Origin of the sequence: Dictyobacter kobayashii (assembly GCF_003967555.1) — a bacterium.
Lineage (GTDB): Bacteria > Chloroflexota > Ktedonobacteria > Ktedonobacterales > Ktedonobacteraceae > Dictyobacter > Dictyobacter kobayashii.
In genome coordinates this window covers 1,458,626-1,483,557 of the sequence record NZ_BIFS01000001.1, presented here as the reverse complement: position 1 = coordinate 1,483,557, position 24,932 = coordinate 1,458,626, and the positions used below count along the sequence as shown (strand labels likewise).

General features: G+C 51.1%; 28 protein-coding genes. 15 read left to right on the top strand and 13 right to left on the bottom strand.

The genetic code is table 11. From position 1 onward, the window contains the following. Positions 1-149: 149 nt before the first annotated feature. The gene (locus EL645_RS06595) at positions 150-977 is read left to right on the top strand and encodes a hypothetical protein (RefSeq protein WP_126549285.1); all 828 of its coding nucleotides are present in this window, start codon (positions 150-152) and stop codon (positions 975-977) included. Positions 978-1,046: 69 nt separating this feature from the next. Here the strand turns inward: EL645_RS06595 and EL645_RS39975 are convergent, their stop codons facing one another. Next, positions 1,047-1,217: a hypothetical protein gene (locus tag EL645_RS39975; RefSeq protein ID WP_170207712.1), complete on the bottom strand. Its 171-nt coding sequence runs from the start codon at positions 1,215-1,217 to the stop codon at positions 1,047-1,049. A 234-nt stretch (positions 1,218-1,451) separates the two neighbouring features. On the opposite strand from EL645_RS39975, the gene EL645_RS06590 reads away from it, so the two are divergent. From EL645_RS06590 to EL645_RS06580, 3 genes are read left to right on the top strand one after another with little or no spacing between them, the layout of a single operon-like run. Beyond that, positions 1,452-2,321, top strand: a complete 870-nt coding sequence (locus tag EL645_RS06590; protein WP_126549284.1) for a GNAT family N-acetyltransferase — start codon at positions 1,452-1,454, stop codon at positions 2,319-2,321. Positions 2,322-2,374: 53 nt separating this feature from the next. Then, positions 2,375-3,163 carry a protein DA1 gene (locus tag EL645_RS06585; RefSeq protein ID WP_126549283.1) on the top strand — a complete coding sequence of 263 codons (789 nt, stop codon included), beginning with the start codon at positions 2,375-2,377 and terminating at the stop codon, positions 3,161-3,163. After that, positions 3,103-3,297, top strand: coding sequence for a hypothetical protein (locus EL645_RS06580; RefSeq protein WP_126549282.1), 195 nt, complete (start codon positions 3,103-3,105; stop codon positions 3,295-3,297). The genes EL645_RS06585 and EL645_RS06580 overlap by 61 nt, the downstream gene beginning before the upstream one ends. Before the next feature lie 42 nt (positions 3,298-3,339). On the opposite strand, the gene EL645_RS06575 is transcribed toward EL645_RS06580, so the two are convergent. The 11 genes from EL645_RS06575 to EL645_RS06525 form a co-directional block, all read right to left on the bottom strand. Continuing rightward, a complete protein-coding gene (locus EL645_RS06575) occupies positions 3,340-4,272 on the bottom strand; it encodes an ABC transporter permease (RefSeq protein ID WP_126549281.1) in 933 nt (310 codons plus the stop codon). A 13-nt stretch (positions 4,273-4,285) separates the two neighbouring features. After that, on the bottom strand, positions 4,286-5,248 hold the full coding sequence (locus EL645_RS06570) for an ABC transporter permease (RefSeq protein WP_161977177.1): 963 nt from the start codon (positions 5,246-5,248) through the stop codon (positions 4,286-4,288). A 63-nt stretch (positions 5,249-5,311) separates the two neighbouring features. Next, positions 5,312-7,018 carry an ABC transporter substrate-binding protein gene (locus EL645_RS06565; protein WP_126549279.1) on the bottom strand — a complete coding sequence of 569 codons (1,707 nt, stop codon included), beginning with the start codon at positions 7,016-7,018 and terminating at the stop codon, positions 5,312-5,314. A gap of 87 nt (positions 7,019-7,105) precedes the next feature. Continuing rightward, positions 7,106-8,290: an AAA family ATPase gene (locus EL645_RS06560; protein WP_246035295.1), complete on the bottom strand. Its 1,185-nt coding sequence runs from the start codon at positions 8,288-8,290 to the stop codon at positions 7,106-7,108. Positions 8,291-8,523: 233 nt separating this feature from the next. Then, the gene (locus EL645_RS06555; protein WP_126549278.1) at positions 8,524-9,309 is read right to left on the bottom strand and encodes an RNA ligase family protein; all 786 of its coding nucleotides are present in this window, start codon (positions 9,307-9,309) and stop codon (positions 8,524-8,526) included. A gap of 151 nt (positions 9,310-9,460) precedes the next feature. Further along, positions 9,461-9,907, bottom strand: a complete 447-nt coding sequence (locus tag EL645_RS06550) for a TIGR03668 family PPOX class F420-dependent oxidoreductase (RefSeq protein ID WP_126549277.1) — start codon at positions 9,905-9,907, stop codon at positions 9,461-9,463. A 27-nt stretch (positions 9,908-9,934) separates the two neighbouring features. Continuing rightward, complete coding sequence (locus EL645_RS06545) at positions 9,935-10,843, bottom strand: LLM class F420-dependent oxidoreductase (protein WP_126549276.1); 909 nt, start codon at positions 10,841-10,843, stop codon at positions 9,935-9,937. Positions 10,844-11,059: 216 nt separating this feature from the next. Then, the gene (locus EL645_RS06540; protein ID WP_126549275.1) at positions 11,060-12,037 is read right to left on the bottom strand and encodes a glycine betaine ABC transporter substrate-binding protein; all 978 of its coding nucleotides are present in this window, start codon (positions 12,035-12,037) and stop codon (positions 11,060-11,062) included. A gap of 88 nt (positions 12,038-12,125) precedes the next feature. After that, positions 12,126-12,779 (bottom strand): ABC transporter permease, encoded by a 654-nt coding sequence (locus EL645_RS06535; protein WP_126549274.1) that lies wholly within the window; start codon positions 12,777-12,779, stop codon positions 12,126-12,128. A gap of 10 nt (positions 12,780-12,789) precedes the next feature. Continuing rightward, positions 12,790-13,452, bottom strand: a complete 663-nt coding sequence (locus EL645_RS06530) for an ABC transporter permease (RefSeq protein ID WP_126549273.1) — start codon at positions 13,450-13,452, stop codon at positions 12,790-12,792. A gap of 34 nt (positions 13,453-13,486) precedes the next feature. Continuing rightward, positions 13,487-14,497: an ABC transporter ATP-binding protein gene (locus EL645_RS06525; protein ID WP_126549272.1), complete on the bottom strand. Its 1,011-nt coding sequence runs from the start codon at positions 14,495-14,497 to the stop codon at positions 13,487-13,489. 409 nt (positions 14,498-14,906) lie between these two features. Between EL645_RS06525 and EL645_RS06520 the strand changes: the two genes are divergently transcribed. Next, the gene (locus EL645_RS06520) at positions 14,907-16,727 is read left to right on the top strand and encodes a S53 family peptidase (RefSeq protein ID WP_126549271.1); all 1,821 of its coding nucleotides are present in this window, start codon (positions 14,907-14,909) and stop codon (positions 16,725-16,727) included. 109 nt (positions 16,728-16,836) lie between these two features. On the opposite strand, the gene EL645_RS06515 is transcribed toward EL645_RS06520, so the two are convergent. Further along, positions 16,837-17,214 (bottom strand): cupredoxin domain-containing protein, encoded by a 378-nt coding sequence (locus EL645_RS06515; RefSeq protein WP_126549270.1) that lies wholly within the window; start codon positions 17,212-17,214, stop codon positions 16,837-16,839. A gap of 651 nt (positions 17,215-17,865) precedes the next feature. Here EL645_RS06515 and proS point away from each other — a divergent pair. From proS to EL645_RS06485, 10 genes are all read left to right on the top strand, one after another. After that, positions 17,866-19,317, top strand: a complete 1,452-nt coding sequence (gene proS / locus EL645_RS06510) for a proline--tRNA ligase (protein ID WP_126549269.1) — start codon at positions 17,866-17,868, stop codon at positions 19,315-19,317. 18 nt (positions 19,318-19,335) lie between these two features. Continuing rightward, entirely contained in the window at positions 19,336-19,542 is a 207-nt protein-coding gene (locus EL645_RS40795) for a hypothetical protein (protein ID WP_218031770.1), read from the top strand. After that, positions 19,515-19,817 (top strand): aminoacyl--tRNA ligase-related protein, encoded by a 303-nt coding sequence (locus tag EL645_RS43990; RefSeq protein ID WP_218031769.1) that lies wholly within the window; start codon positions 19,515-19,517, stop codon positions 19,815-19,817. The genes EL645_RS40795 and EL645_RS43990 overlap by 28 nt, the downstream gene beginning before the upstream one ends. Beyond that, entirely contained in the window at positions 19,817-19,987 is a 171-nt protein-coding gene (locus EL645_RS43985) for a hypothetical protein (RefSeq protein WP_218031768.1), read from the top strand. The genes EL645_RS43990 and EL645_RS43985 overlap by 1 nt, the downstream gene beginning before the upstream one ends. A gap of 74 nt (positions 19,988-20,061) precedes the next feature. Continuing rightward, positions 20,062-20,457 carry a YbaK/EbsC family protein gene (locus EL645_RS40780; protein ID WP_218031767.1) on the top strand — a complete coding sequence of 132 codons (396 nt, stop codon included), beginning with the start codon at positions 20,062-20,064 and terminating at the stop codon, positions 20,455-20,457. A gap of 208 nt (positions 20,458-20,665) precedes the next feature. Next, positions 20,666-21,076 carry a His/Gly/Thr/Pro-type tRNA ligase C-terminal domain-containing protein gene (locus tag EL645_RS40775; RefSeq protein ID WP_218031766.1) on the top strand — a complete coding sequence of 137 codons (411 nt, stop codon included), beginning with the start codon at positions 20,666-20,668 and terminating at the stop codon, positions 21,074-21,076. Between the two features lie 42 nt (positions 21,077-21,118). Beyond that, positions 21,119-21,595, top strand: coding sequence for a GNAT family N-acetyltransferase (locus EL645_RS06500; protein ID WP_126549268.1), 477 nt, complete (start codon positions 21,119-21,121; stop codon positions 21,593-21,595). 27 nt (positions 21,596-21,622) lie between these two features. Beyond that, entirely contained in the window at positions 21,623-22,786 is a 1,164-nt protein-coding gene (gene argJ / locus EL645_RS06495) for a bifunctional glutamate N-acetyltransferase/amino-acid acetyltransferase ArgJ (protein ID WP_126549267.1), read from the top strand. Positions 22,787-22,960: 174 nt separating this feature from the next. Continuing rightward, positions 22,961-23,308, top strand: a complete 348-nt coding sequence (locus tag EL645_RS06490) for a hypothetical protein (protein WP_126549266.1) — start codon at positions 22,961-22,963, stop codon at positions 23,306-23,308. Next, positions 23,256-24,485: an ISKra4 family transposase gene (locus EL645_RS06485; protein ID WP_126549265.1), complete on the top strand. Its 1,230-nt coding sequence runs from the start codon at positions 23,256-23,258 to the stop codon at positions 24,483-24,485. Before EL645_RS06490 ends, EL645_RS06485 begins: the two co-directional genes overlap by 53 nt. Positions 24,486-24,932 lie beyond the last annotated feature (447 nt).

The following is a 24,932-nucleotide window of genomic DNA, read 5'->3' as shown; positions in this document are numbered from 1 at the left end:
ATCTAGTAATTCGATTTCATTAAGGTTTTTGTATCAAACATTCTTGTAACAGGACAACATATTCTTAGGAGGCAACAGATATGTGGAGAAAGACCTCTGCTAAAACAATCACGCGTTGTTTCATTTATATAATCGTGGCTTTACTGAGTATGCTGACGTTGGGATTTGGCCTTCTCCCTGCACATTTAGTCCTGGCAGCAAGTGCCGCGCAAGAATTTAATGTAGCAGGCGGTAAAATTCAGGGAAATGTGATACCCGTTGTATCTCAGCAAGCATTTCAAGCGTCGGCTACACATTCGCCCAATATACAATCATTCAAGGTGCCTTCGGGATTGCTCCAGCCGTCAAGTATAAGCTACTTTAGCGTTCTTGGACAAGCTATTAGTGGGTCCTATATTTACTCGTATGACTTGACGGCTCCTAAGGGAATAAAACTAGGTGCGGTTGAACTAGCTCTCAATACTCAAGCGCACACCCAACTTATCGCTGTTGGCACTCCGACCTCAGCTCTAACCAATCCATCAACAAAAAATGGCATCTCCGCCAGCCAATCTATCTCTTCTAGCGGCACTGTCAGTCCGTTGGTCTCTAACCGGGCTGGTAATTTTCACACCGATTGGTGGGATCCCGTTGGCATCCATGTCAATGAAGTACTGGATGACATCAATTTCAATTATGATGGTAGGTCGGTGACTTATTATAGTGGCTCGGATTATCGTTGGTGGCTTTCTAATGATGGTTGGTTTGAGGCCGCTCATAACATTGGCTCTTCTTATCAGAATAATAACACTCAAGCTGTCGTCTGGACATACGATCATATGCAAAACAATCCGTTTTGTGTAGCCAATGCTACCCACGTTTATTACCAAAATAACAACGTATATGCTCATGGCAATGGTAGCGTGACTGGTAACGTCAGTACTTCGGATAGTGGCCCCTGCGCTTTCCTGCTTCATTACACTACGTCTGTAGGTTAGTGGTTTTCAACCTCTCACCACACAAAAAAGAAGGGGCACATATCATAGATGTGCCCCTTCTTTTTTGTACTACTGACCTTTTTTATGGTGCTCTTCTTTGTGATGTTTCATGACGGTACGAGCAGCTACTTCCTCGGCACGATCACCGTATCGGCCACTTTTTTGTGCCGATTCTTTGATCTTCTCATACTGGCGTTCTTCTTTTGCACCAACGCCCTTGAGTGGTTTTTTATTCGGCATCGTCGTGTCCTCCTTGGAATCAAGTACTGAGATGATGGATTTGCTACACATTATCTACATGGTGTGTACCCTTATTACGGGCTAAAATCGATCCCGGCTTCAGGCGGCTAAAAATTTGCATGTTCTTCTTTATTCTATACTTTTTTACACTTTCATTGTATGATGAACTATATAGACGAGATTGTGTCGATGACGATAATTATTATGGCAATAGAAGGACATAGATACAACTGAATGAGTAGACATGGTTTGTATATCGCGCAAGGTTTGAGCCAGGAAGAACTGGCCGCCATTGGGATGCTGGCTGAGGAATGTAATGCCTATGAGCAGTTAGATCTCAAGTTGAATTGGGTCAGCCTGCAGGCCCGCCCGAAGAACGAGATAAATGACTTTTTGTACTATGAGCAGGGAAAGTTGGTTGGCTATCTGCCCATCTTTTGCTTTAACGCGCAGGAGGCTGAGGTTAGTGGCATGGTCGCGCCCGACTGGCGCCGGCGTGGCATTTTTACAACCTTGCTGGAGGCAGCACGTAAAGAATGTCAGAGACGACAATTGCCCTCCTTGTTGTTCATCGTTGAAAATCAATCTGCCTCTGGACAGGCCTTTGTAGCAGCCCTAAAGCCACAGTATGATCATTCTGAGTATAAAATGGCCTTCCGATCACCACAACCGCCGGCACTATCAGCCTCTTCTCCGCTACAATTCCGCCAGGCTGGTGTGGATGATCGAGCTATTCTGCAATCTATTACCGCGGCCGCATTTGCTATACCTGAAGAAGAAGTAGATTGGTATTCGACCAGAATGCTGAACGATGACCGGCGTACTTTCTATGTGGCCAGTATTGATGACGTCGCCGTCGGTAAGATTGATGTGTTCAATAGCACACACGATGCCTATATCGCGGGTGTTGGCGTGTTGCCCCAGTATCAGAAACGTGGCTATGGGCGGCAGATACTGATCTATGCGTTGCACGAGATTTTGAAGAGCGGACAGAAAAACATCGTCTTAGAGGTCGCAGTTGAGAATGAGCACGCACTGGGACTCTATACCTCCTGCGGCTTTACACAGCTCAGTCGCTACGATTATTATCGATTGACAATTTGATAAGCAAATAAGTCGCATCAAGTTGGCATTACTAGCGGTAGGAAGCAAACACTATGGGTGCCATACAACCTATCTGTAAAGGCTGTGGACAGCCTATCTGGGGTAATTATCTCAGGGCTCTAGGTGCCACCTGGCATCCAGAGCACTTCCTCTGTGCTGGCTGTGGGCAAATGATTCAGGGGAGCAGTTTTCAAGTCCACCAGGGTTTCCCCTACCATATCGAATGTTATAACCGGCAGATTGCCCCCCATTGTATTTATTGCGGCAAGCCGTTGATCGGCGAATTTCTGGTTGATTATTGGGGCCAGAAATTTTGTCGGGAGCATGAAAAACAATTTCCCCACTGCTCCTATTGTGGCCGCCTGGTCCTGCCCCAGCAGCAGGAACAGGATGCTGAGACTATTCGCTGCCCCGTCTGTCGTAGTAGCGCCATCGATACGTCTGCTGAGGCCAAACCGCTCTTTTCACGCGTCATTCGCTGGATGAATAGCCAGGGCTTGATGTACAACAACCTTAAATTGAGCCTGGATTTATGCGGGCGCGCCCATTTAAATGATTTATTGCGTGAAGGCAATGTCGGACATTCCCTGGGTGCGACTACCAGTGCGATGTATACCCAGAATGGACGCTTTGTGCGGGCCGAGATCAATGGTATCGCCGTATTGTTGGGTTTGCCCGCCATCCTGTTTCAAGGCGTCACAGTTCATGAACTGGGTCACGTCTGGCTGATCGTGACCGGTGTCCATCAGCTCCCGCCCTGGGCTGAAGAGGGTTCTGTGAATTGCTCTCCTATCGCTACTACCAGGAAGCCAATACCCCTGAGAGTCGCTATCACAGCCTGAGCAAAGAGCAGAATGCCGATCCGATCTATGGGGAAGGCTTTCGACGCATGCGCGCCCTGGTTGACAGCGTTGGCTTCCCCACCTTAATCGAAACGCTGCGTACCACTAAACGCCTGCCCGCTTCTAAAGGCTAATAAGGGTACGTTACAGACAAAGCAACAAAATGGGCATTTAGCTTAGCGCTCAGTCATATGTGGATCGAGTGCGTCGCGCAGTCCATCTCCAACCAGGTTACAGCTCAGTACAGTCAGGAAGATCAGGATGCCCGGGATCAGGATCAGGCGTGGCGATGAGTCAAAGTAGTCGCGGCCTTGATTGATCATGCTGCCCCAGCTGGCCACCGGGATACTGACGCCAAAGCCAAAAAAGCTGAGCACCGATTCCAGGATAATGTTGCTTCCCACTAGTAAGGTAGCATTAACGATAATGGGTCCAGCCGCGTTGGGGAGGATATGGTAAAACATCAGCCTGGGGCCGCGCGCGCCGATGGTAGTGGCGGCCTGCACAAATTCACGCTGCTTCAGGGACAGAAACTCACCGCGCACCAGGCGGGCCGAGGTTGTCCAACCAAAGACGGCAATCAATAAGATTACGCTGGTTGGGGTACCATCGGCAAAGGTGGCCGACAACACAAAGAGTAGCAGATAGAGTGGGATGGTGAGTATGGTATCGGTCAGGCGCATCAGGATATTATCGATCCAGCCACCGTAGTAGCCGGCCAGTGCCCCGATCAGTGTGCCCAGTAAAATAGAGATCAGCATAGAGCTCAAGGCGACCAGTAGCGAGATACGACCGCCGATCATGGCACGCGCAAAGGTATCACGACCCAGATTATCCGCCCCAAAGGGATATTGCCAGGAGATGCCCGCGAACGGGGTCGTCTGCCCAACCGCATCGGGCGTGGTATGTCCCGGTATAAAAGGGATGATCAGGCAGCAGAGAACCATGATGACCAGGAAGACCGCTCCTACCGTTGCCGCGCGGTTACGCACAAAGCGATCAAAAATGATGCGACCCTGGCTGCGCCGCTTCTGGGTCAGTTCTGTAGTCAATTCTTGTGGTAGCTCAAAATCTTCTTCTGGCGATTGAACTTGCTCGGATGTATCCATGGCGATTCTCCTATTATGAATAGCGGATGCGTGGGTCCATCACGCCATAGAGAATATCTGCAATCAGGTTAAAGATAATGACAAAGATCGCGCTTAACAGTAGTGAGGCCAGCAGGACCGGATAGTCGCGCCGATCGAGTGAATCGATAAAGAGTTGTCCCATGCCTGGCCAGGCAAAGACGCCCTCGGTGATGGCGGCGCCACCCGCTACCGAGCCAAAGTCAATGGCCACGATCGTAATCAAAGGAATCACCGCATTGCGTAGCGCGTGCTGTAGTAACAGTCTGGATGGGGATACACCCTTGGCTCGCCCGGTACGCATATAGTCCTGCCGTGATACATCGATCATACTGGTGCGCAGATAGCGGCTCCAACGTGCCGTGAAGGTCACAGCCAGCACCACCATCGGCATTAACAGGTGCATCAAATGATCCAGCAAGGCATTGAATGGACTAAAAGTATAGCCCAGGGTCGCCGTTCCTGAGGGAGGGAGCCAGTTCAGGGTGGAGGCAAAGACATTCTGCATGATGAGTCCGAGTAAAAAGATCGGCATCGAGATACCAAAATATGCCAGCGAAGTAATGGTATAGTCCAGTGATTTACCCTGATAGGCCGCCGAAACGGTGCCTAGAATCACCGTCATCAGGAGAGAGAGTATAAAGGCACTGACAAACAACTCTAGCGTGGCTGGAAAGCGTTGGGCCAGTACATCACTGACCGGCTGGCTGGTATAGAGCGAATTGCCAAAATTGCCATGCAGCACGTTCCCAATCCATTTCGCGTATTGTACCGGTAATGGATCATTCAGGCCAAAGCTGGCGCGCAACGCCTGGCGACCAGCAGCGTCCAGATTAGGATTATCATAGACGGCATCCGGGCCTCCAGGGATCGCATGGATCAACAAAAACATCAAAATCGAAGTCAAAATTAACAGTGGGATTGCCTGTAAAAGCCGCCGTATTAAATATTGCCCCATAGACATCATCCTTCCAACTGAGATACAAAGGTTGGGGCACAGAGACCCCAACCTTCTACTCTTTTAGCCTTTAGCGGGACACGTCCCGTTATCGCACCACCAATCCATGATATCGACGGTTTCGGAAGCCACAAACGGCCCCGGTTTGTAGTTGTGTGTGCCATTGATCGCAATGGAAAGATCATTGGGACTGAACAGGGTTGCTGTCGGGAAATCCTTCAGCAGGATATCGTGGATCTGGTTGAATACTTGCTGGCGTGCATTGGGATCGGTGTTCTGCTGTTCTTTACCAAACAGGGTATCCAGGGCCGGATTGCAGTACCAGTTAAAGTTGGATTTGCCGATTTGATCACAGGCATAGTTAGCGGCATCATTGGCGTCATAATTATAGCTACTCGACCATTCTGCCAGGTCATAATTCCCTGGTTTACCACCTTGTAAAAAGGTACTGAAAAAGGTTGAGGCCGGATAATTGTGGATATCGATTTTGACCCCAATCTTCTGGAATGTTGATTGGTTGATGGTCTCGTCCTCTTCGCGCCAGGCATTATTGGCGGTAGTGGAATATTGGAATTCCAGGCGCAGACCATTTTTCTGTCGTACCTTATCTGGTCCAAGCTTCCAGCCAGCGCTATCCAGCAACTGATTTGCCGCCTCAATATTAAATGCGGGACATGCGGCATCTTGCTGATAGCCAGGTTTGTAGGCTGAACTATGGTCGGTACAGATCGGTTGGGCCGCCCCCTGGCGCGCAACCTGGATCAACTGTTGGCGGTCCACAGCCAGAGCAATGGCTTTACGAACATTGACATCCTTCAAAGCTGGATTATTCTCGTTGAAATGGATCGCCTCATAGCCTGCTGAAGTTGTCTGGATCAACTGGTAATTACTGAGCTTCTTATAGGCAGGAATCTTAGAAGCATCCAGGAACCAGGCAGAATCGATCGCGCCTGACTTCAGATCCTCAAGGATAGTGGCCTGGTTGCCGACCGCGCGGAAAATAATCTTATCCAGGTGCGGTAGATGTTCAGCGGCGCGATAATATTTCGGATTACGCACAAGCGTATAATGATCGCCGGGCTTGCTTTCCGACATCATAAAGGGGCCGCTGACCACGCTGGGCGAGCGATTATCACTGGACTTCTTGATCTGGTCAGGCGGAATGCTTTCAAAGTGGTGTTTAGGTAATGGTGCATAGCCCCCATCGGTCCAGGCGGTCAAAAATGGAGCAAAGGCATCTTTTAGATGAAAGGTGATGGATAGCTTGTCGGATGAGACCTCAGCTGACTGAATATGATTGATAATGTTTGTATTTGAGGCGGCAAACAAAGGATTCTTCCACAGTTGCCAGGTAAAGTAAACATCATCGGCATTCAGTGGTTGGCCATCGGACCAGACCAGATTTGGACGCAGGTGGAAGGTCCAGGTCTTCTGGTCCTGGCTGATATCGCCATTGGCAACGGTTGGCATACGCGTTGTCAGGCCCGGGTGGATCTGACCCTCTGCGTCACCAATAAATAGTGGCGAATATAATGCCTGCATTACCATCTGCGCAAATGTCTGTACCGTCCCATTTGGGATAAACGAATCTGGCTCATTGACCAGGTCATCGATCCAGACTCCCCCATTTGTAATCTTGCCAGTTGTGTTCTGAGATGGTTTATTCGCTGTCCCGGCCGGGGTACAGGCACTTAAGATGAGCGTCAATATTGTCACGCAAGAAAGGATAAGTGTCGTAAACCGATAGCGGTGTTTGATGTTCGCGAACATGTTTTACTCCTCGAAGATGCGGATTGCCATACAAATAGATAAGCCGCGAGCTAGCGAGTGTTAACTGATCGTGCACCTCCTTTCTATTTAGCCATTGTTAATCCAATCGACCTGGTGTGCCTCCGTTATATCGGGTATCTCCAGCTTATTTAAAAGCTTATCAATAACGGCTACAGGCACGCTGGCACTCCTTTCATGGTTTCTCTTTATAATGACGTCATAAGGTGCTTCTAAATATACGATATGAACGCGAGCTTTATAAGAGATAAAAAAATCAATCAATTGACGCCGTAATAAGTGGGTGGTATTGGTAGCGTTCCAGACAAATGATTGGCCCTGCCGCATATATTCCCGTGCGCGTTCACGGGCTAGCTGCACCACATGTCCCTGGTTATCCAGTGCGGTGATCTTTAGCTCCTTGCGGATGCCATCCAATGAGACCACAGGCCATGATGGATAGTGGCGCTGAATCCAACTATCTTTACCTGCTCCGGGTAGTCCTGCTAACATTACGACTTCAAAAATGGTATCATCATAGGCTTCGTAATCGGCATAGCCCTGTTCGCTGTGTAGATATATAAAGCGGCTATAGTCCGAGGCAAAGGCTCGGGGCGCTGTATAGCACTGCTGTTCCTGACTGAGCACCCTGAAGAGTTCAACCCGCTCCAGTAATTCTGCTTGATCAGTGCAAATGCGGCCCAGCACGTCAGCCTCGGCTAGCAGTGCCAGGTGGTCCAGGCGCACATTCTGACTGGCCTCGGTAATAGATTTCTCTGGATTGGCGCGATTAAGAAATTGTAGTGGTAAGCCATGCAGGCGTACCAGGCGAGCGAGATATTCGCGCTGGGCGAAAGGCACTGGTTTATCTAGTTCGACAGCGGTCCAGAGAAGGCGCCGCGCTATGAACTCTCCCCGGCGCGCATGTCCGCGTGAACTGATCATGCCGTCTGGCTCGATTTTTGTGCAGGCTGGTTTGCCAACATCGTGCAGGAGCGCGGCGGCAAACAAGAGCTGCCGTTCATCCGCTGGCAGCGAGCGCCATTGTTCATGCTGGACCAACGCAGCCGTAACCATGTGAGTGTGAATCAATACATCCCCTTCAGCATGATAGGCTGGATACTGTGGTACCCCGGCCATCGCCCGAAGCCAGGAGAATTGCCGCTGTAGCGCCTCCCAATCCAGGCTCCACTGTTGGGTTGGCTGCGGACAAAGCGGGAAGAAATCCGTGCTTGTTCCTGGCTGTTGTTGCATATAGGGTGTCTGTAGTAACATTGGGCACCTCGCGCTTTTCCATTTAATCTTAAAGATATATATCTTCGCTCTTCACGCCTGAGTTTGCGCGCCTTTGGCGCTCAAGAAGTATTCTTCTGCGGTGCTCAGAAAGCCGTTTCTATGTTGGTGCAACAGGGGCGCGGATGTGCCCCTATTGCACCAACATAGAAAACCAGCGCGGACGCCCGTGTGGGAGTGCTCGCGCGTCCCGGTAAGATGAGAGTCTGACACTCTCAAAACAGAGATGCATCCTGGCGTAAGAGATTGGGGATGATTGGACGATTCATCCAATGACTTTCAGAGCTCTGCATGGTTTGCTTAAAGCTGGCTCGTACATATTTCCAACGCTCTTGTACACAATCTTTGTCTTCAACTTTAATATATAGACCTTCCATCCTGTTGCTGGGATCGGTCTCTTTGAGTACTTGCTCGCTACGCAAATTTCTTTCCTCGCATAGGGCGCGCAGTTGTTCTAGGTGATTATCACCGATATAGGGGGAGCGTACCAGCAACTCTTGTAGCTGCTGTAACTTTTGCAGTGGACCCTGATAGAGTACCCTGGCTGAAACCACAAAAGGGAGTTGTGCCAGCAAGGTCTGTCGCTGTTCGGTACTTAAAAATGTCGCTGTGCTTTTATCATAAATGTCAAACTCCAGGAAGTAGTGGGGGAGTTCGGTATAGAAAACGGTATGTTTGGCGTAGAGCCATTCACCATACAGAATATAGCGATCAGCAAGGATATCCATAAAATCTGTAGTGTGGCTATAGGCCCAGCTTTTAAACAATTGAAATTGTGCCTCGCGTGGCCCACCGGTTAAATAGTGGCCACGGCTCTGTAATTGTAATTGCCCGCTTTCATCAAAGCTCAGGGCGCAATTGGCGCCATCGACCTTTTCTTCTACCACCAGGTATTTTCCGAGTAGCTCGCGAAATGGTAGCACCGATAGATCTTCGTCGCCTGCCTGGATGCCAGAACCTTCAATATGAGGTGTGCGGGGATATTTGAAAATTGTAGACATAGCAGCTTCTCCTCCAAATCATCGGTTCTGACCAATAAGCTTTATTATCATGCATCAATACATTTAAACTGTCAATAGGCAAAAATCCTCCTGTGAGGTAGTTGTGAGGATAGATGGAAAGAGTTATGAGTAGATGCCAGTTTGAAGCAGGCTATGGTTGGAGCGCGGGCCCCCAGGAGCGAATACGTTGTGGCGTAAGTAGGATAAAAGGCGCCTGTTCAAGGGCCATCTGGCGATACTGATTGTATCGTTCGCGTAACAGGAGCAGGGCTGACTGATGGAGAGGGTGTGTGGGATAGATCAGCTCGGCATAGCCATAGATCTGGACATAGCCGAGCTGACTCCAATCATCACTATATTGATCAATGAGCAGACTGGCTTCGTGACGCGCCTCAATATTGTGTACCCGACGCAATTGCAAGCCGGGCACACGTTTGGGCTTTTCATCCAGGGGCGTGAAAAAATGGGTTCCATCGAAGGCATAGCAAACGGGAATCAGCGTTGGGCTTCCCTGCGCATCCGCTGTAGCCAGGCGCGCTACCCGCAGGCGCAGCACGAAATCTCGCTCGGCCGTGGTTAACTGTGTCCGCTGTGCCATCGATCTCCCTTTCTTTCTGTATTGTGACTAGCGGCCAGCTACTTTGATTTTTTCTACTTCTGGAATGATGCGGGTCGCCAGCAGATCAAATGGCTCCAGATCGGCCACGTTTGGCATGCTGAAGATCGCCTGGTCGATGCCCTGCTCTGCCAGGCTACCAAAGAGATCAATCGCAGCGTTTGGCGAAAGCGTATTATTGCGACCATCTTTGGTGATATGGATCACATCCAGCGTGGTCTTTTCGATATCTGTATAAGGACGGCCCACGGTCTGGCAATGGTCCTGCAAGATATTGAGCTTGCGTTGCAGCTCTTCTTTACCCACGCGGGCGAAGAGATTGCAGGCATCACCATATTGAGCTACCATGCGCAGGGTCTTTTTCTCACCACTGCCGCCGATCAGGATGGGAGGATGCGGTTTATGTACCGGCAGGGGCGAGTTGAGTGGCCGTTCCAGGCTATAGTGAGTACCATTGAAAGGCTTATCATCACCGGCCCACATCTGGTGGGCGAGCTGCAGGGTCTCTTCCAGGCGCTCAAAGCGCTCGGCCAGAGGTGGGAAGGGCACGCCCAATCCTTTGTGCTCTTCTTCGTTCCAGGCGGCCCCGATGCCAAAATACGCGCGGCCATGTGAAAGCACGTCCAGTGTCGTGGCGGTTTTGATCAGCACGCCGGGATGACGATATGTAATACCGGTTACCATCGTGCCCAGCTTAATGTGATTGGTGCGCCCGGCGGCAAAGGCCAGCGCACTCCAGCCCTCTAACATCTCATTTTCAGCGGGCCCGACCATACGAATCTGGAAGAAATGGTCCATCACCCACAGACTATAAAGTCCGGCGCGCTCAGCACGCTCAGCGATCGTTGCAAACGTATCCCCAATCAATCCCTGATCCTGTGACCAGGTAAAACTGGGAACCTGTAATCCTAAACGCATACCATACTCCTCTGTTATGCTAATTTTATAGACAAGTTGGTTGTTTCTTGTACGTCACTCACAATAAGTATACAACTTACGCACCTGATACGCCTGTCCACATATATGGATAGATCATCACCCAAAAATGGGTAACCTTTCCAGACAAGAGGAAGACCGCCTCCCGGATCTCACCAGGGGCGGTCTTCCTTTTCGCCAGCAAGCTGGCCCTAAGCTTTATTGGCAGCCATTCTTCTTACAGAAGCCCTGATCTTTCAGGAATTTGGTGGCCGCTTCAGTAATAGCCCTGGACTGGGACATACCGGCATTGACATTGGCCTCAACCGCCTTCTGCAATTGCAGGCTGACATCCGTGGTGATTTTTGGTGCCAGCGCGTTCAGAGCGGTTGCGATGTCTGGCGACTTTTGCAGCACACTATCACGCACGATAGGAGCCGGATGGTAGGCCGGGAAGGCATGTTTGTCGTCGTTCAGCGCGACCAGGTTGTTGGTGTTGATACCATTATCGCTAGAATAGCAGAAGTTGGCATCCGACTGGCCACCGCCGACCTCTTTAAAACCAATGGTGTAGTCAACTTTGTGGACCGCTTTGAAGCTGTCCAGTGTCAAACCATATTTGGGTTTCAGATAGTCGAACACATAGGAGCTATCACTGGGCAGATCAAAGGTGATCTGTTTGGCTTTAGCGACCAGGTCCGAGATGCTTGTCAGGCCCAGGGAATTACCCGATTTGGCACATACAGCATAGGTGTCATTGAGAGGCGAATAATCCAGCCAATCAATCTGGAACTGTTGCTTGAAGCCATCTTTAACTGTCTGGTAATCCTGCTGATCATTCAGAGAGGAAGTCTTTTTCAAGGCATCCAGACCGGTGGCGGTAAATTCGGGATACAGGTCGATAGCACCGCTTTTGATGCCCTGGAAAACAATGGTGTTGTTACCAAAGGCTGGTTTCTCATTTACCTTAAAGCCTGCATCTCTCAGGACCAGGGTATATAGTTTTGTCAGCAGTTTTGACTCTGTATCGAGCTTACCACCGACGGTAATCGAAATATTGGCATTGCTATTGCTACTGCCACCACTTGTGGTGCCACTACCACTGCCAGCATTGCCACAGGCAGTTAACAGCAACAGGGGCACGCATGCCAGTACGAACAACGATTTGGCTCGTAATGAGCGGAATAATGAAGGCATCTTTCCTCCTGAAAAAATTAGGTACACAATAAAATCAATACAGACATATTGTACATGCCAGGCAGTACAGGCTGCATTGCGGAGAATGTTAGTTTGTCTGGGCAATCGCACGCAGACCTTTAGGAGTCAAGGCGCGCTGCAGCCAGCTCATGAATAGTTCTACCAGAATGGCCAGGACCGCTACCGGAATAGCGCCAGCCAGGATCGAGACATTATTCAATCTATTTAAGCCATCAATGATGTATTCTCCATATCCACCGGCACCAATGATGGCAGCCAACGTCGCTGTGGCTACAATTTGCACGGCCGCTGTGCGTACACCGGCAGCAATGATCGGCAGCACAAGCGGGGTCTGAATGCGGCTGATAATCTGCCATTGAGTCATACCCATGCCTCGTGCCGCGTCGATGATCGCGGGATCAACGCCACGAATACCTGTATAGGTATTGAGTAGGATTGGCGGAATGCCCAGTACAATCAAGGCCACCACCGTTGGTTTAAAGCCTACTCCCAGATAGGGGAGCGCCGCGATCAAAAAAGCGATGACTGGAATAGCACGCATCAAGCCGCTTAGATTTACAGCCACAAATGCAAGAATGGCGCTACGCGAAACGGCGACGCCCAGTACTACCCCGATGAGAATCGCGAAAAAGATAGAAAATGCGCATATTTGCAAATATGCAATTGAATGGCTGGCAAAGGCATTACTTGGATCCTGGATAAAGCTCAATAGATCGCTCATGATTCCCCTCCTATGCGACCGAGGTCGCGCTACGTCCACGGCTCAAGAGCATCTGGATGCCCAGTAGCAGGACATCTGCTACAACGGCGAACAAACTCATGAGGATCGCGCCTGCGATAATGGCTTCTTGATCGCCACTGGTCAGATTCTTGAAGATCAGGTCGCCCAGACCGCCCTGGTCAACCAATGAGGCCAGTGAAGCCGTGCCAACCGTGGTTACGGTGGCGATGCGGATGCCTGCGATGATGACCGGGAGCGCCAGTGGCAATGTTACCCGCCACAAGAGTTGCCAGCGATTCATGCCCATCGCCCGCCCTACTTCTAAGAGCAGTGGATCGATGCCATTGATCGCCGCTGCCGTATTGCGGATCAATACCAGCTGCGTATAGGCGACTAGCGGAATCATGATGGTAGCCAGACTCAATCCAATGGCTGGAATTGTGATCAACAGGGCTAATAGTGCAATACCAGGAATGCTATAGAGCACACCAGTAAACGTAATTACCGGTGTATAGAGCCAGCGATTGCGCGCCACATAGATCCCGACTGGAATGGCAATGATCAATGAAATCAACATAGTCAGCCCAACCAGGTATAGATGCTGCAACAGCAGGTAGGGAATGCTTGTTGGATCAGTTAAATCATAATTATAACCACTCAGTAAGTACTTCATAGAACTCCTTTAATTCATTGAAACCAGGCAAGCGCTAGATCCTAGATTCTGTGCGCGATGCTTCATCTTTACGTAATTGGGAGATGGCCTGGTTAATGTCAGGAAGTGTCACATATCCGGTACGTTCCTGGTTCTGGGGATCTTCAGCGGCGAGGGCAGATGCATTAGTTTCGAGGAGTTTCAAGAGGGCTTCGAATAACGTTGCCTGATTTGAAATTGTCGGAACATCTCCCCAATGTGCTGAAGATACAGTTTCTGGTCTGTTGTCTAACGTACCATCAATAGGCAGGTACTGCAGTTGGCGCAAAATATTGTCTGCTCCAACCAGCTGTCCCACGAATTCATTGGCTGGCCTGGCCAGCAGCTCGACAGGAGTTCCCATCTGTACAAGTTTGCCCTGTGACATTACAACAACCTGGTCGCCCAGTTTAAATGCTTCTTCGATATCATGCGAGACAAACAAAATGGTCTTATGCACATCCCGCTGGATGCGCAGTAGCTCATCCTGCATGCGAGCACGAGTGATGGCATCCAGGGCTCCAAATGGCTCGTCCATCAGCAGAATGGCGGGATCTGTAGCCAGCGCACGTGCCAGTCCTACACGTTGTTGCTGTCCACCGGAGAGCTGGCGTGGGAAGCGATTGCGATACTCAGCAGGGGTCAGGCCAACCAGTTCCAGCAGTTCATCAACCCGCTGATTGAGTTTCTGCTTGTTCCAGCCGCCCGCGATATCTGCGGTAATGCGAATATTTTCCGCAATCGTCATATGCGGGAAAAGACCCACTTGCTGAATCACATAACCGATGCGACGCCGCAACTCGATGGGATTTTCTTGTAGCACATTCTTACCATTCAGCAGAATCTCTCCTGAGGTTGGTTCTATCAAGCGATTGACCATGCGCAACAATGTGGTTTTTCCCGAACCAGAGGTGCCTACCAGCATGCACGTGCTTCCCTCGGGTACCTCAAAGGTAACCTCGTCGACAGCAGGAGCATCCGTGCCTTTATAGCGTTTGGTAATCTTGTTAAATGCGATGGTAGTCATGCAGTGGCTTTTCCTCTCGCAAAATAAAATAATGAGCTTTAATTATACGCTATTGTCATCTTTTTTGCTTAGACGATCAATGTTTTCTCATCCATTTCTGGGTATTACTTATAACACGATAAGCTAGACAAATTCGTCTCGTTTATATGTATATATCGACCAGCTAGCTAGCTATCCCATCATCCTCTCTACTAAATTATGTAACAACGGTTACTTGTTATTCTACTTTAAAACTCAGCAGAATACTAGCCCTTTTGGCTGGCTTTTCCATAAAACCTCTAAGCCTTGATAATCTCACGTTTACTCTGACAAGTAGCCATGAATACACCATTTTCTCTAGTGGCTCATACTCATAGACGTCATTTGTAGCCATTTAGTGTAGTGTTTGTTTTTTTTTCAGGAGAACTAAATGAAACATCGTCTGATGCAAGCACTCTGGTTGTGGGTGGTAGCTGCCGTGGTTCTGGGAGCTGCTATTGCCGGAGTATCTATTATGGCCCATGCCCAGTCTGATCAGCGGGTCCCGATGGTGGGACAGACTGTGCCACTATTGAAACAGGCTAAAAAAGTTGGGGAGGTCAATGCGGGGCAGACCCTTAATCTCTCAATCGGGTTACGCCTACAAAATGAGGATGTATTGTTACAACTGTTACAAAATGTCTATAATCCCCATTCTGCCCAGTATCATCATTTTTTAACTCCCCAACAATTTGCGGACCAGTTTAGTCCAACATTAGAGCAGCGCCAGCAGGTAGTTGATTATTTGCATAATCAGAGTCTGGCTGTTGATGGTGTGGCCTCCAATGGATTGCTGGTCAATGCTCATGGTACAGCGGCTCAGGTCGAAGCGGCCTTTCAGGTCCAGGTTCATCAATATCAGCTTGGCTCGCATGCTTTCTATGCCAATGCCAATGCGCCGACCATACCTGCCTTCTTATCTACGGTCATCCTATCAGTAGGAGGACTGGATAACAGCGTCCAATTGCATCCTTTAACACGCCAGGTGCCGACTCCGCGCGCAGGTTTTGCCCAGCCTGAGTTGGCGGGAGCTTACGACATCAATCCTTTGTACCAGGCAGGTGTACAGGGAAAAGGCCAGACTGTGGCTGTGTTTGAATTAGATGGTTATCAGCCAGCCGATATCAGCCAGTTTGCTACTGAGCATCATATCAGCCAGCCCAGCCTGAGTAATGTGCTGGTAGATGGTTATGATGGCTCGGCCAATGCGGGGGCAATTGAAGCTGAACTTGATATTGAAGTGCTCAATGAGATTGCGCCTCAGGCTCAACAACTGGTTTATGAGGGTCCAAATTCAACCCAGGGGGTCAATGATACTTATAACCGTATCGTCACAGATAATCAGGCCCAGGTTGTCTCTGTCAGTTGGGGAGAATGCGAAACACAGTCCGGGGCGGCTGAATTACAGACCCTGGATGGCATTTTCAAGCAGGCAGCCGCTCAAGGCATCTCGATCTTTTCGGCCTCCGGTGATTCTGGAGCTTATGACTGTAATGATCAGAACCTGGCTGTTGACTCGCCCGCCAGTGATCCCTACGTAACCGGCGTGGGTGGTACCAATCTGCAGCTGGGTAATGGTGGTACCTATGGGAGCGAATCCGCCTGGAGCAGTCCGACCGATACCCAGCGCAGTCCCAATGGTGCTGGTGGTGGAGGTGGCCTCAGTAATACCTTTAGCAAGCCAACCTGGCAGGTAGCGCCTGGTGTTGACAACCAGTACAGCAATGGTATGCGTGAGGTACCAGATGTCTCGGCCGATGCTGATCCAGCTTCAGGTTATGCCGTCTATTGTACCGTCGCGGCCTCAGGTTGTCCTTCATCGGGCGATGTCACTGTCGGTGGTACCAGTGCTGCGGCTCCCCTATGGGCCGGTAGTGCTGTCCTGATCAATGATTTCTTGCAACAACATGGCCAGCAACGTGTTGGCTGGGTCAATCCTCTACTCTATCAACTCGCCAATAGTCAGCAAACCTATGCCCCATTCCATGATGTGACCAGTGGTAATAACCTTTATTATTCAGCCGACGCCAACTACGATCTGGCCACTGGCCTGGGCTCGCCTGATGTTTATAATATTGCCCGTGATGGCATCAATGGCGCTCCGACTGGTAATGCGCCAGATCCCACGCCAACCGTAGTCGTAGCGCCTACTGACACGCCAGTAGTAACCACGACGCCAGTGCAATCACCGGCCACTAACGCTCAACCCTGAGGTAAGCCTGGAGCTTGCCTTTCTACAAACAAGCCTCCCCGACCTCTTAAGAAGTCGGGGACGCTGCTATTTATGTTGAGTATGAGCTAGCGGTTTGGGGATTTATTATCTACTTCACGATGACCGTCATTTTCATGCCGGGGTGGATTGTACAGTAGAGCTTAAAGGTGCCAGCAGTATTAAAAGGTCCAACCTTACCACTGCTAAAGCCGCCTACAGTAATGTTGGTCTTTGGTGCACCTGGCTCGGCGGCTGGTTTAGGCGTACTGTCATCCCAGGTACCATTAGCAATGATGTGGGACTGGACATCATCACTAATTAAGGTGATGCTCTCACCCTTTTTAATAGTGATGGAGAGCGTTGTAAAGCTATTGCTATCCATGTGGACCGGATTAGGGCCGGTTGCAGTATTGCCACCGACCGCACAGGCAGAGATGAGCACTGTAAAGAGGCTAAGAAATATAAATGCGCCAAACAATTTTTTCATTGCTGGTAATCTGCTCCTGAAAGTGGTAATGATATATTGATATCTCCGCCCCTATTATAGGCTCGACCACATGAAAAAGCTACCTGATTTTAAACTAGGGTAAATTACTGACTCTACAACAGCAAACCACGTAATTCCTGGTAGATATAAGGTCCAAATTCCCTAAGCATAAGCTCTTTGCCCGTTCTTTGTTCGAGCACAAAAGGAAAAACGGAGAAAATCTCCAATAAACGTAATGCCCGTCGGATATCAGCTTTATTGTTGCTTTACTTGTTCTTACATGAAATGTGTTGTCAAGCGAAATTGCTTGCTTGACACACCCTGGGGGATGGTGTATGCTTTGCTTAACTAAAAAGAAAACTTTAACGCGCTGATCAGGACCAGTAAATGATCAGGGGATCAAACAGCGAGCCGAGATAGTGCAAGTCGGTAGATGAACCTGCATTGAACCCACCTGAGAGCGTCAGTATAAACCTGACCGGGACCCCTTCGCCGTTATCTGAAGGCGCGGTTCTCTGTTGACCGCATGAGTGGAGCTGTTTTGTGTTATCCAGACGACAGCTCAAAAGAGGTGGTACCACGGGTTATATGCTCGTCCTTGTGAGGACGGGTTTTTTTTATGCTCGTTTGTAGAGAGAGAAAGGGACTTGTATGGTCAACGATGAAAAATTTGTAGAGGATATTGTCGATCAAGACGATAATTTTTCAATGTGGTACAACCAGGTGGTGCGTAAGGCTGAGCTGGCCGATTACGCGCCGGTCCGGGGTTGTATGATTATTCGCCCGTATGGCTATGCGCTGTGGGAGAATTTGCAGCAGCGGGTGGATGCGCGCTTTAAAGAGAATGATGTGCAGAATGCCTACTTTCCACTGCTGATCCCGCAAAGCTTTTTGCAGAAAGAGGCCGAGCACGTCGAGGGCTTTGCGCCTGAGGTAGCCTGGGTTACACGCGGTGGTGGCGAAGAATTGGAAGAGCCCCTGGCTATCCGCCCGACCAGCGAGACCATTATCGGCAATAGCTTCTCCAAATGGATTCAGAGCTATCGCGACCTGCCATTGATTATTAATCAGTGGGCCAATGTTATGCGTTGGGAGAAGCGTACCGCCCTGTTCCTGCGTACTTCAGAGTTCCTGTGGCAGGAGGGCCATACCGCCCATCGTACGCCGGAAGAGGCTGAAGAGCGTACCAGATTGATGCTTGAGGTCTATCGCGCCATCGCTGAAGAAGACGCCGCTATCCCGGTCATTGCTGGCCGCAAGAGTGAGAACGAGAAATTCGCCGGCGCATTGCGTACCTATTCGATTGAGGCCATGATGGGCGATGGCAAAGCCTTGCAGTCCGCCACCAGTCACAATCTGGGTGACAACTTTGCCCGTGGCTTTGATATCCAGTTCCTGGATGCTGATAGCCAGCGCAAATATTGTCATACCACCAGCTGGGGCATGAGCACCCGTATGATTGGCGGCCTGATCATGGTTCATGGCGATAAGTCAGGCTTGATCCTGCCACCGCGCCTGGCTCCATACCAGGTCGTGATCGTGCCGATCTGGCGCAAAGAGAAAGAGAAAGACGCCGTCAACGAGCTGGTCAACCGGGTAGAGAAGATGCTCAAAGGGAAGGTGCGCGTCAAAGTTGATCGCAGCGAGAACACGCCGGGCTGGAAATACAACGAATGGGAAATGCGTGGCGTACCGCTGCGTATGGAGATCGGCCCACGTGACGTTCAGAATAACAATGTGATGCTGGTACGGCGCGATAATCGCGTCAAAGAGCCTGTCTCGGTTGAGGCCTTAGAGACCCGGTTGCCAGAGCTGCTAGACGAGATTCAGAAAGCCCTCTACCAGCGTGCCCTGGAGTTCCGCGAGCAGAACACCTATAGCACCGAGAGCTACGACGAGTTTAAGCAGATCATCGCTGAGAAGCGCGGTTTTGTACGTGTGAAATGGGCTGAGGACACAGCGGCCGAGCTGGCGATCAAGGAAGAGACCAAGGCAACCCTGCGTGTGATTCCGTTTGATCAGCCAGAAGGTGGCGTGCAGGGCAAGTGTATCTACACTGGCAAACCGGCCACCTGCGAAGCCATTTTCGCGCGTGCCTACTAGTCTCATTCAGGAGTAATTATGCGGATATCGCAGCTATTAACCACGACCCTACGTGAAGTTCCACGTGAGTCCGAGGGAGTGAATCAGGAGCTATTGGTGCGAGCTGGCTTTGTGCGCCAGCTCACCTCTGGTGTCTATAGCTTCTTGCCCTTGGGAACCGGGTCGTACAGAAGATCTCGACCATTATACGCGAAGAGATGGATCGTGCTGGTGGCCAGGAAGTGACGATGCCAGTGATCCAGCCCCGGGATATCTGGGAGGTCAAACCCGCCGATGGTGGCCCCTCACGTGCCGAGAGCGTGGATATACTCTTCCATCTCAAGGACCGTAGAGGTCGCGACATGGTACTGGGTCCCACCCATGAAGAGGTCGTAACCCTGCTGGCCAAAGAGTTCGTTCGCAGCTACCGCGACCTGCCGCAACTGATCTACCAGATCCAGGTCAAACTGCGTGATGAACCACGGCCCGTGGTGGTCTGCTGCGTACCCGCGAGTTCTTGATGAAAGATCTCTACAGCTTTGATGCCGACGAGGCAGGTATGGATAAAAGCTATCGCGCGATGAGTGAGGCCTACCAGGCTATCTTCAAGCGCTGTGGCCTGCGCTTCATCGTGATCCAGGCCGATAGCGGTGCCATCGGGGCAAAGACTCGCAGGAGTTTATTGCCCTGACCGAGGCGGGCGAGGATGACGCGGTCCAATGTGCCAATTGTGGCTACGCGGCTAATACCGAGAAGGCTGAATTCGTGCGCAGCGAGCTGGCACGCGAACCTGAGGCTGAACTGGAAGAGGTCTTCACACCTGGGTGTACCACCATTGATGACCTGGCTGCTTTCCTGCACATTCCGACCTCAAAAACCATGAAAGCGGTATTATATGCCGCTGGCGGCAAACTGATTCTGGCCTCTGTGCGCGGTGATCTCGAAGTAAACGAGGTCAAACTCATCAATGCCCTGCGCCGGTCTGGCATCAACACTGGTGACCTGCATATGGCGACACCGGAAGAGTTGCAGCAAGCGGGTATCGTCGCTGGCTTTACCTCGCCGATTGGTAAGAGCGCGGACATCTTCATTCTGGCGGACACCTCGCTTAAAACTGGCAACAATTTTGTTGGCGGTGCAACCGGGTTGATTATCATATAAAGAATGTCAACTATCCACGCGATTTTCGCGTTGATGCCTGGGAAGATATTGCCTCTGCCTATGAGGGGCGCAATGCGTCCACTGTGGCGGTAGCCTGCATGTTGTCCGTGGCAGCGAGCTGGGACATATCTTCAAACTGGGGACCAGGTACAGTGTCCCGTTTGGGGCCACATTCCTGGATGCCCAGGGTAACGAGCAGCCTTTATTAATGGGCTGCTACGGTATCGGTGTAGGGCGTGTCATGGCCATTGCCGTTGAGCAGAGCCACGACGAGAAAGGCATTATCTGGCCCTTCGGCATTGCTCCTTACCATCTCTCTCTACTTGGACTGGACCTTGACAAGGGTGAAAACAGGCAGCTCGCTGAACAACTCTACCGGGACCTGCAGGCCGCCGGCATCGAGGTGCTCTTTGATGATCGCGCCGAGAGCGCGGGCGTCAAATTCAATGATGCTGATCTGCTTGGCCTGCCCTTACGAGCAGTACTTAGCAAGCGCTCATTGAAGAATGGTGGTATCGAACTTAAATTGCGCACCCAGAAAGAGAGCCGTATTGTCCCATTGGCCGAGGCAGTCCAGGTCATCCAACAGGAGGTTGCAGCCGGGCTGAAGGGTTTGTAGGTTGTTTAACGCATTCACATTGGTATTAAGGAACGATCACAAATGGAAATTACCATTCGTGAAGCCCGCCTGGAGGATAGTAGTGCCATCACTGCTATCCTCCGCTCATTAGGTTGGTCAGAACACATCCAGCAAGAAGCTTTTACTGAAACACAGGCACAGATCGCAGAGCGGCTTGCCCGCTTAGAACGCGAACAGACACACACCATTCTGGTGGCGGAACAGCAAGGCCAGGTTGTGGGCTATGTCGCAGTCCACTGGTACTTCCATCTGATGCGTGGCAGTGACGGCTACGTCTCAGAACTGTTCGTCCATCCCGACCAGACCGGGCATGGAATAGGAAGTCTCCTTCTCGACACCATTGAAAAACAAGCGCGCCAGCGCGGCTGCACACGTTTACTGCTTATGAATCGCCGCATCCGCGAATCATACGCGCGCAAATTTTACGCCAAGCACGGCTGGGAAGAACTAGGCGACGCTGCTTTCTTCTCCCTCACCCTACCTGCTACATCTATGTAGTAGTCTAAAATGAGAGGAAAGGTGCTCATGCAAACACTCCCTTTCTATCCGCAAGGCTTCCGCTCATGCGCGAAGAATGTGGGTATTCGAGATACCACGCTCGATTTTACCGTCATCGCCTCTGATGTACCGGCGGCCGCGGCTGCCATGTTTACGCAAAGCCGCTTTTGCGGGGCGGCGATTACCGTTGGCCGTGAACAGGTCGCCAACGGACAACTGCAGGCATTTGTTATTAATAGCAAGAATGCCAATGTTGCTACCGGCGAGCAAGGCCTGGCCAATATTCGTGAGGTTGTGCACCTGGTTGCCGCAGAACTGGACATCCAGCCAGAAGATGTTCTCCCATCCTCAACAGGTGTCATTGGCTGGCAGCTACCAATGGATAAATTGCGCCGTGGCATCCCCGGTATCCGTTCTGAATTGCGCGAGGGGCAGCTGCACGTTTCGGCCCATGCCATCATGACCACGGATACACGGCCCAAGATGCGGGCCAGCAAGATTGGTGATGCGGTACTGGTCGGCATGTGTAAAGGGGTTGGGATGATCGAGCCAGACATGGCTACCATGCTGGCCTATTTTGTAACCGACGCGGCCATTCCCGCCGACCAGCTCAAGCAATGTCTGCACGAGGTCGTCAACCACTCCTTTAATATGGTCAGCGTGGATACCGACACCAGTACCAGCGATACCGTAGCTATTATGGCCAATGGCATGGCCGGTGAAGTGCCCATCGCCGATTTCCAGCGTGTCCTGCAGGAAATGGCCATCGAGCTGGCCAGGGATATTGCCCGCGACGGAGAAGGTGCCACCAAGCTATTAGAAGTCACCGTTGAGGATGCCGCCTCCTTTGCGCAGGCCAAGCGTGTCGCCAAATCGATTGTCAACTCACCCTTGCTCAAAGCCGCTATCTTTGGAAATGATCCCAACTGGGGCCGTGTCGCAATGGCGATCGGTAAATGCTATGAATACAGTGATATTCAGCCTGAAAAGGTCAGGATCGCCTTCGGGGATCTCGTGGTCTACGACGGTCAGGCCCTGGGACAGGAGAATCTGCCCCAGCTACAGGCGTATCTCAAGAACGCGGAAGTAGAAATTCGCGTGTCCCTGCATACCGGCTCGGAGCGAGCCACCGTCTGGGGGTGTGACCTCTCCTATGAATATGTGCGCATCAACGGCGAATACACCACATAAATCCTGCCAGAGATTCCACTATGCCCGGCATATTTATTGAATATGCTAGAGAAATTGCAAGGTAGGAGAACTGGAAAGCACCCGGCCAGGGTGGGTGTCATTCATTTTTTTGCAGAGCCAAAATGGTAAGATAGAAACAACTCAAACGCAAGGAAGAGAAAGGTGGGCACGATCATGAAGTCAGAAGACCTGGAGCAACGCTGGCAGCAACAAAGTCAAGAAGCCTTTCATACGCTTGCTCAATGGCAGAAGGAGCATCCCAAAGCCACCCTGGCCGAAATTGAAGCCGCCATTGATGCCCAACTCGATCAGGTACGGGCTCGCATCATTGAAGAGATGGCCCAAGCAGAGAGGGAAACCACCCAGCAGGGGCCACGATCGTGTCCGCAATGCGGCACACGCATGCATCAACGAGGGGCACGTACCCGAACCTTTCAAACACGAGGACAGCAAGAAGTGAACGTGAGCCGTGACTACCAGAGCTGTCCCGCCTGCGGATACAGCTTTTTTCCCCCTCGATGAGCAACTGCAACTGCCTCCCACCGCGTTGTTACCTCACGCCCATCAAAGTCTGGTTCGCTTAGGAACGCATCTGCCTTTTGGGCAAGCCGCCAAAGAAGTGCAGGCGTTGCTTGGCATTCGCATCAGTGAGGCTAGCGTCCGGCGCTGTACCTTGCAGGCAGGACAGATCGCCGAGGCGATCCAGAGCGAACAAGCCCATCCCGAAGCCGCCCGACCTCGTTTCCCTCTTCCTGCCGCTCCAGTGGTGGAGCAGATGGCGATGGGCAGTGATGGCGGGATGGTGCCCTTGCGCGGTGGGATCTGGGGTGAAGTGAAAATGGCCGTATTTGCTCAGGTGAACCCCTCAACAGCGAAAACCGAGCAGCATAGCTACTTTGCGCGGTTGGCGGATGCATCAATCTTTGCGGATCTGGCTTCGGCGGAAGTGACGCGGCGAGGGATCGCACAGGCCAGGCAGGTATGTGCCATCCAGGATGGCGCCGAGTGGCTGCAAGGCTTTGTGGATGGACATCGCCATGATGCGGTGCGCATCTTAGATTTTGCCCATGCTGCCCACTACCTTGGTCAGGTCGCCGAACAGGGACAACAGCAGGGTTATCATGTCCCTGCTCGCTGGCTCAATGTGGTTCTTCATGAGCTCAAACATGCGGGGCCAGAACGCATCATGAGGCATCTGCAGTGGTGGAAACGTGCTCGGCCGTTGCCCGCGGTCACCGATGCGCTCCGTTACTTCGGCAAGCGTTTGGCGCAGATGAACTATCCGCAGTTTCAAGCCCAGGGATGGCCCATTGGCTCAGGAATGGTCGAAAGCGCCAACAAAGTGGTGATGCAAGCCCGTCTCAAGGGAGCAGGAATGCATTGGGAGCCGGGCAATGTCAATCCCATGCTCGCCTTACGGGGAGAGATGTGTAACGAGCGCTGGGAAGAGAGTTGGCAGTATCAGCAACGCTGGCGCAACGATCATCACCATGGCCAACGACAGCAGCGAAGTCTCCAGCGACGCGCTCGCTGCGCGCAAGAACTGCGAGCGCTCATTCTGCACATCTGTTTGCGGTTGCCTTCCTCTACGTTTGCTCCACAACCTTCTTCTCGCAAAGGACGAACCGAGGGACAAAAACGCTGGGGAAGGCAAACCTTTTCGCATCGCATGCTTCAAGATGGCTCTGCAAAAAAATGAATGACACCCGGCCAGGGTAAAGAGCTTGCTTTATTTTTGGTTGTCAGCTATACTTGAAGATAATGAACTTTACCCTGGCTCAACTTTAAAGAACGGTGTCCTATGAAAGAAACACTTATTCCAGGCACACAAAAAGGCCGCTATATCCCGAAATTCTATGTATTTCGGGGCTTTCACCTGTCCACTTGTTACCCCTGAGCCACCTTCATTACGATGTTGACGCTGCTTACGGCCGCGTTGTCATTGTATCTTCTTTGCATTTTCCCTGCCTGTCTGCTTGAACTTCATTTTGTTTTGTACAGCGAATGCTGACATCCATGATAGGCATGGACCGCCCATTTCTTGATCGCTCCCTGTGGGTTGACACTCATAACAGCGTTTATCTAGTGCCTATCTAATAGGATAGGTATCACTATATCCACAAGTACTGCTGGCTTGCTATCTATG

What these genes read in the sequence shown, in the direction of transcription:
- EL645_RS06595 (WP_126549285.1), top strand. Translation starts at nt 150, where the DNA reads ATGCTGACGTTGGGATTTGGCCTTCTCCCTGCACATTTAGTCCTGGCA.
- EL645_RS39975 (WP_170207712.1), bottom strand. Translation starts at nt 1,217, where the DNA reads ATGCCGAATAAAAAACCACTCAAGGGCGTTGGTGCAAAAGAAGAACGC.
- EL645_RS06590 (WP_126549284.1), top strand. Translation starts at nt 1,452, where the DNA reads ATGAGTAGACATGGTTTGTATATCGCGCAAGGTTTGAGCCAGGAAGAA.
- EL645_RS06585 (WP_126549283.1), top strand. Translation starts at nt 2,375, where the DNA reads ATGGGTGCCATACAACCTATCTGTAAAGGCTGTGGACAGCCTATCTGG.
- EL645_RS06575 (WP_126549281.1), bottom strand. Translation starts at nt 4,272, where the DNA reads ATGGATACATCCGAGCAAGTTCAATCGCCAGAAGAAGATTTTGAGCTA.
- EL645_RS06570 (WP_161977177.1), bottom strand. Translation starts at nt 5,248, where the DNA reads ATGGGGCAATATTTAATACGGCGGCTTTTACAGGCAATCCCACTGTTA.
- EL645_RS06565 (WP_126549279.1), bottom strand. Translation starts at nt 7,018, where the DNA reads ATGTTCGCGAACATCAAACACCGCTATCGGTTTACGACACTTATCCTT.
- EL645_RS06560 (WP_246035295.1), bottom strand. Translation starts at nt 8,290, where the DNA reads ATGTTACTACAGACACCCTATATGCAACAACAGCCAGGAACAAGCACG.
- EL645_RS06555 (WP_126549278.1), bottom strand. Translation starts at nt 9,309, where the DNA reads ATGTCTACAATTTTCAAATATCCCCGCACACCTCATATTGAAGGTTCT.
- EL645_RS06550 (WP_126549277.1), bottom strand. Translation starts at nt 9,907, where the DNA reads ATGGCACAGCGGACACAGTTAACCACGGCCGAGCGAGATTTCGTGCTG.
- EL645_RS06545 (WP_126549276.1), bottom strand. Translation starts at nt 10,843, where the DNA reads ATGCGTTTAGGATTACAGGTTCCCAGTTTTACCTGGTCACAGGATCAG.
- EL645_RS06540 (WP_126549275.1), bottom strand. Translation starts at nt 12,037, where the DNA reads ATGCCTTCATTATTCCGCTCATTACGAGCCAAATCGTTGTTCGTACTG.
- EL645_RS06535 (WP_126549274.1), bottom strand. Translation starts at nt 12,779, where the DNA reads ATGAGCGATCTATTGAGCTTTATCCAGGATCCAAGTAATGCCTTTGCC.
- EL645_RS06530 (WP_126549273.1), bottom strand. Translation starts at nt 13,452, where the DNA reads ATGAAGTACTTACTGAGTGGTTATAATTATGATTTAACTGATCCAACA.
- EL645_RS06525 (WP_126549272.1), bottom strand. Translation starts at nt 14,497, where the DNA reads ATGACTACCATCGCATTTAACAAGATTACCAAACGCTATAAAGGCACG.
- EL645_RS06520 (WP_126549271.1), top strand. Translation starts at nt 14,907, where the DNA reads ATGAAACATCGTCTGATGCAAGCACTCTGGTTGTGGGTGGTAGCTGCC.
- EL645_RS06515 (WP_126549270.1), bottom strand. Translation starts at nt 17,214, where the DNA reads ATGAAAAAATTGTTTGGCGCATTTATATTTCTTAGCCTCTTTACAGTG.
- proS (WP_126549269.1), top strand. Translation starts at nt 17,866, where the DNA reads ATGGTCAACGATGAAAAATTTGTAGAGGATATTGTCGATCAAGACGAT.
- EL645_RS40795 (WP_218031770.1), top strand. Translation starts at nt 19,336, where the DNA reads ATGCGGATATCGCAGCTATTAACCACGACCCTACGTGAAGTTCCACGT.
- EL645_RS43990 (WP_218031769.1), top strand. Translation starts at nt 19,515, where the DNA reads ATGGATCGTGCTGGTGGCCAGGAAGTGACGATGCCAGTGATCCAGCCC.
- EL645_RS43985 (WP_218031768.1), top strand. Translation starts at nt 19,817, where the DNA reads ATGAAAGATCTCTACAGCTTTGATGCCGACGAGGCAGGTATGGATAAA.
- EL645_RS40775 (WP_218031766.1), top strand. Translation starts at nt 20,666, where the DNA reads ATGGGCTGCTACGGTATCGGTGTAGGGCGTGTCATGGCCATTGCCGTT.
- EL645_RS06500 (WP_126549268.1), top strand. Translation starts at nt 21,119, where the DNA reads ATGGAAATTACCATTCGTGAAGCCCGCCTGGAGGATAGTAGTGCCATC.
- argJ (WP_126549267.1), top strand. Translation starts at nt 21,623, where the DNA reads ATGCAAACACTCCCTTTCTATCCGCAAGGCTTCCGCTCATGCGCGAAG.
- EL645_RS06490 (WP_126549266.1), top strand. Translation starts at nt 22,961, where the DNA reads ATGAAGTCAGAAGACCTGGAGCAACGCTGGCAGCAACAAAGTCAAGAA.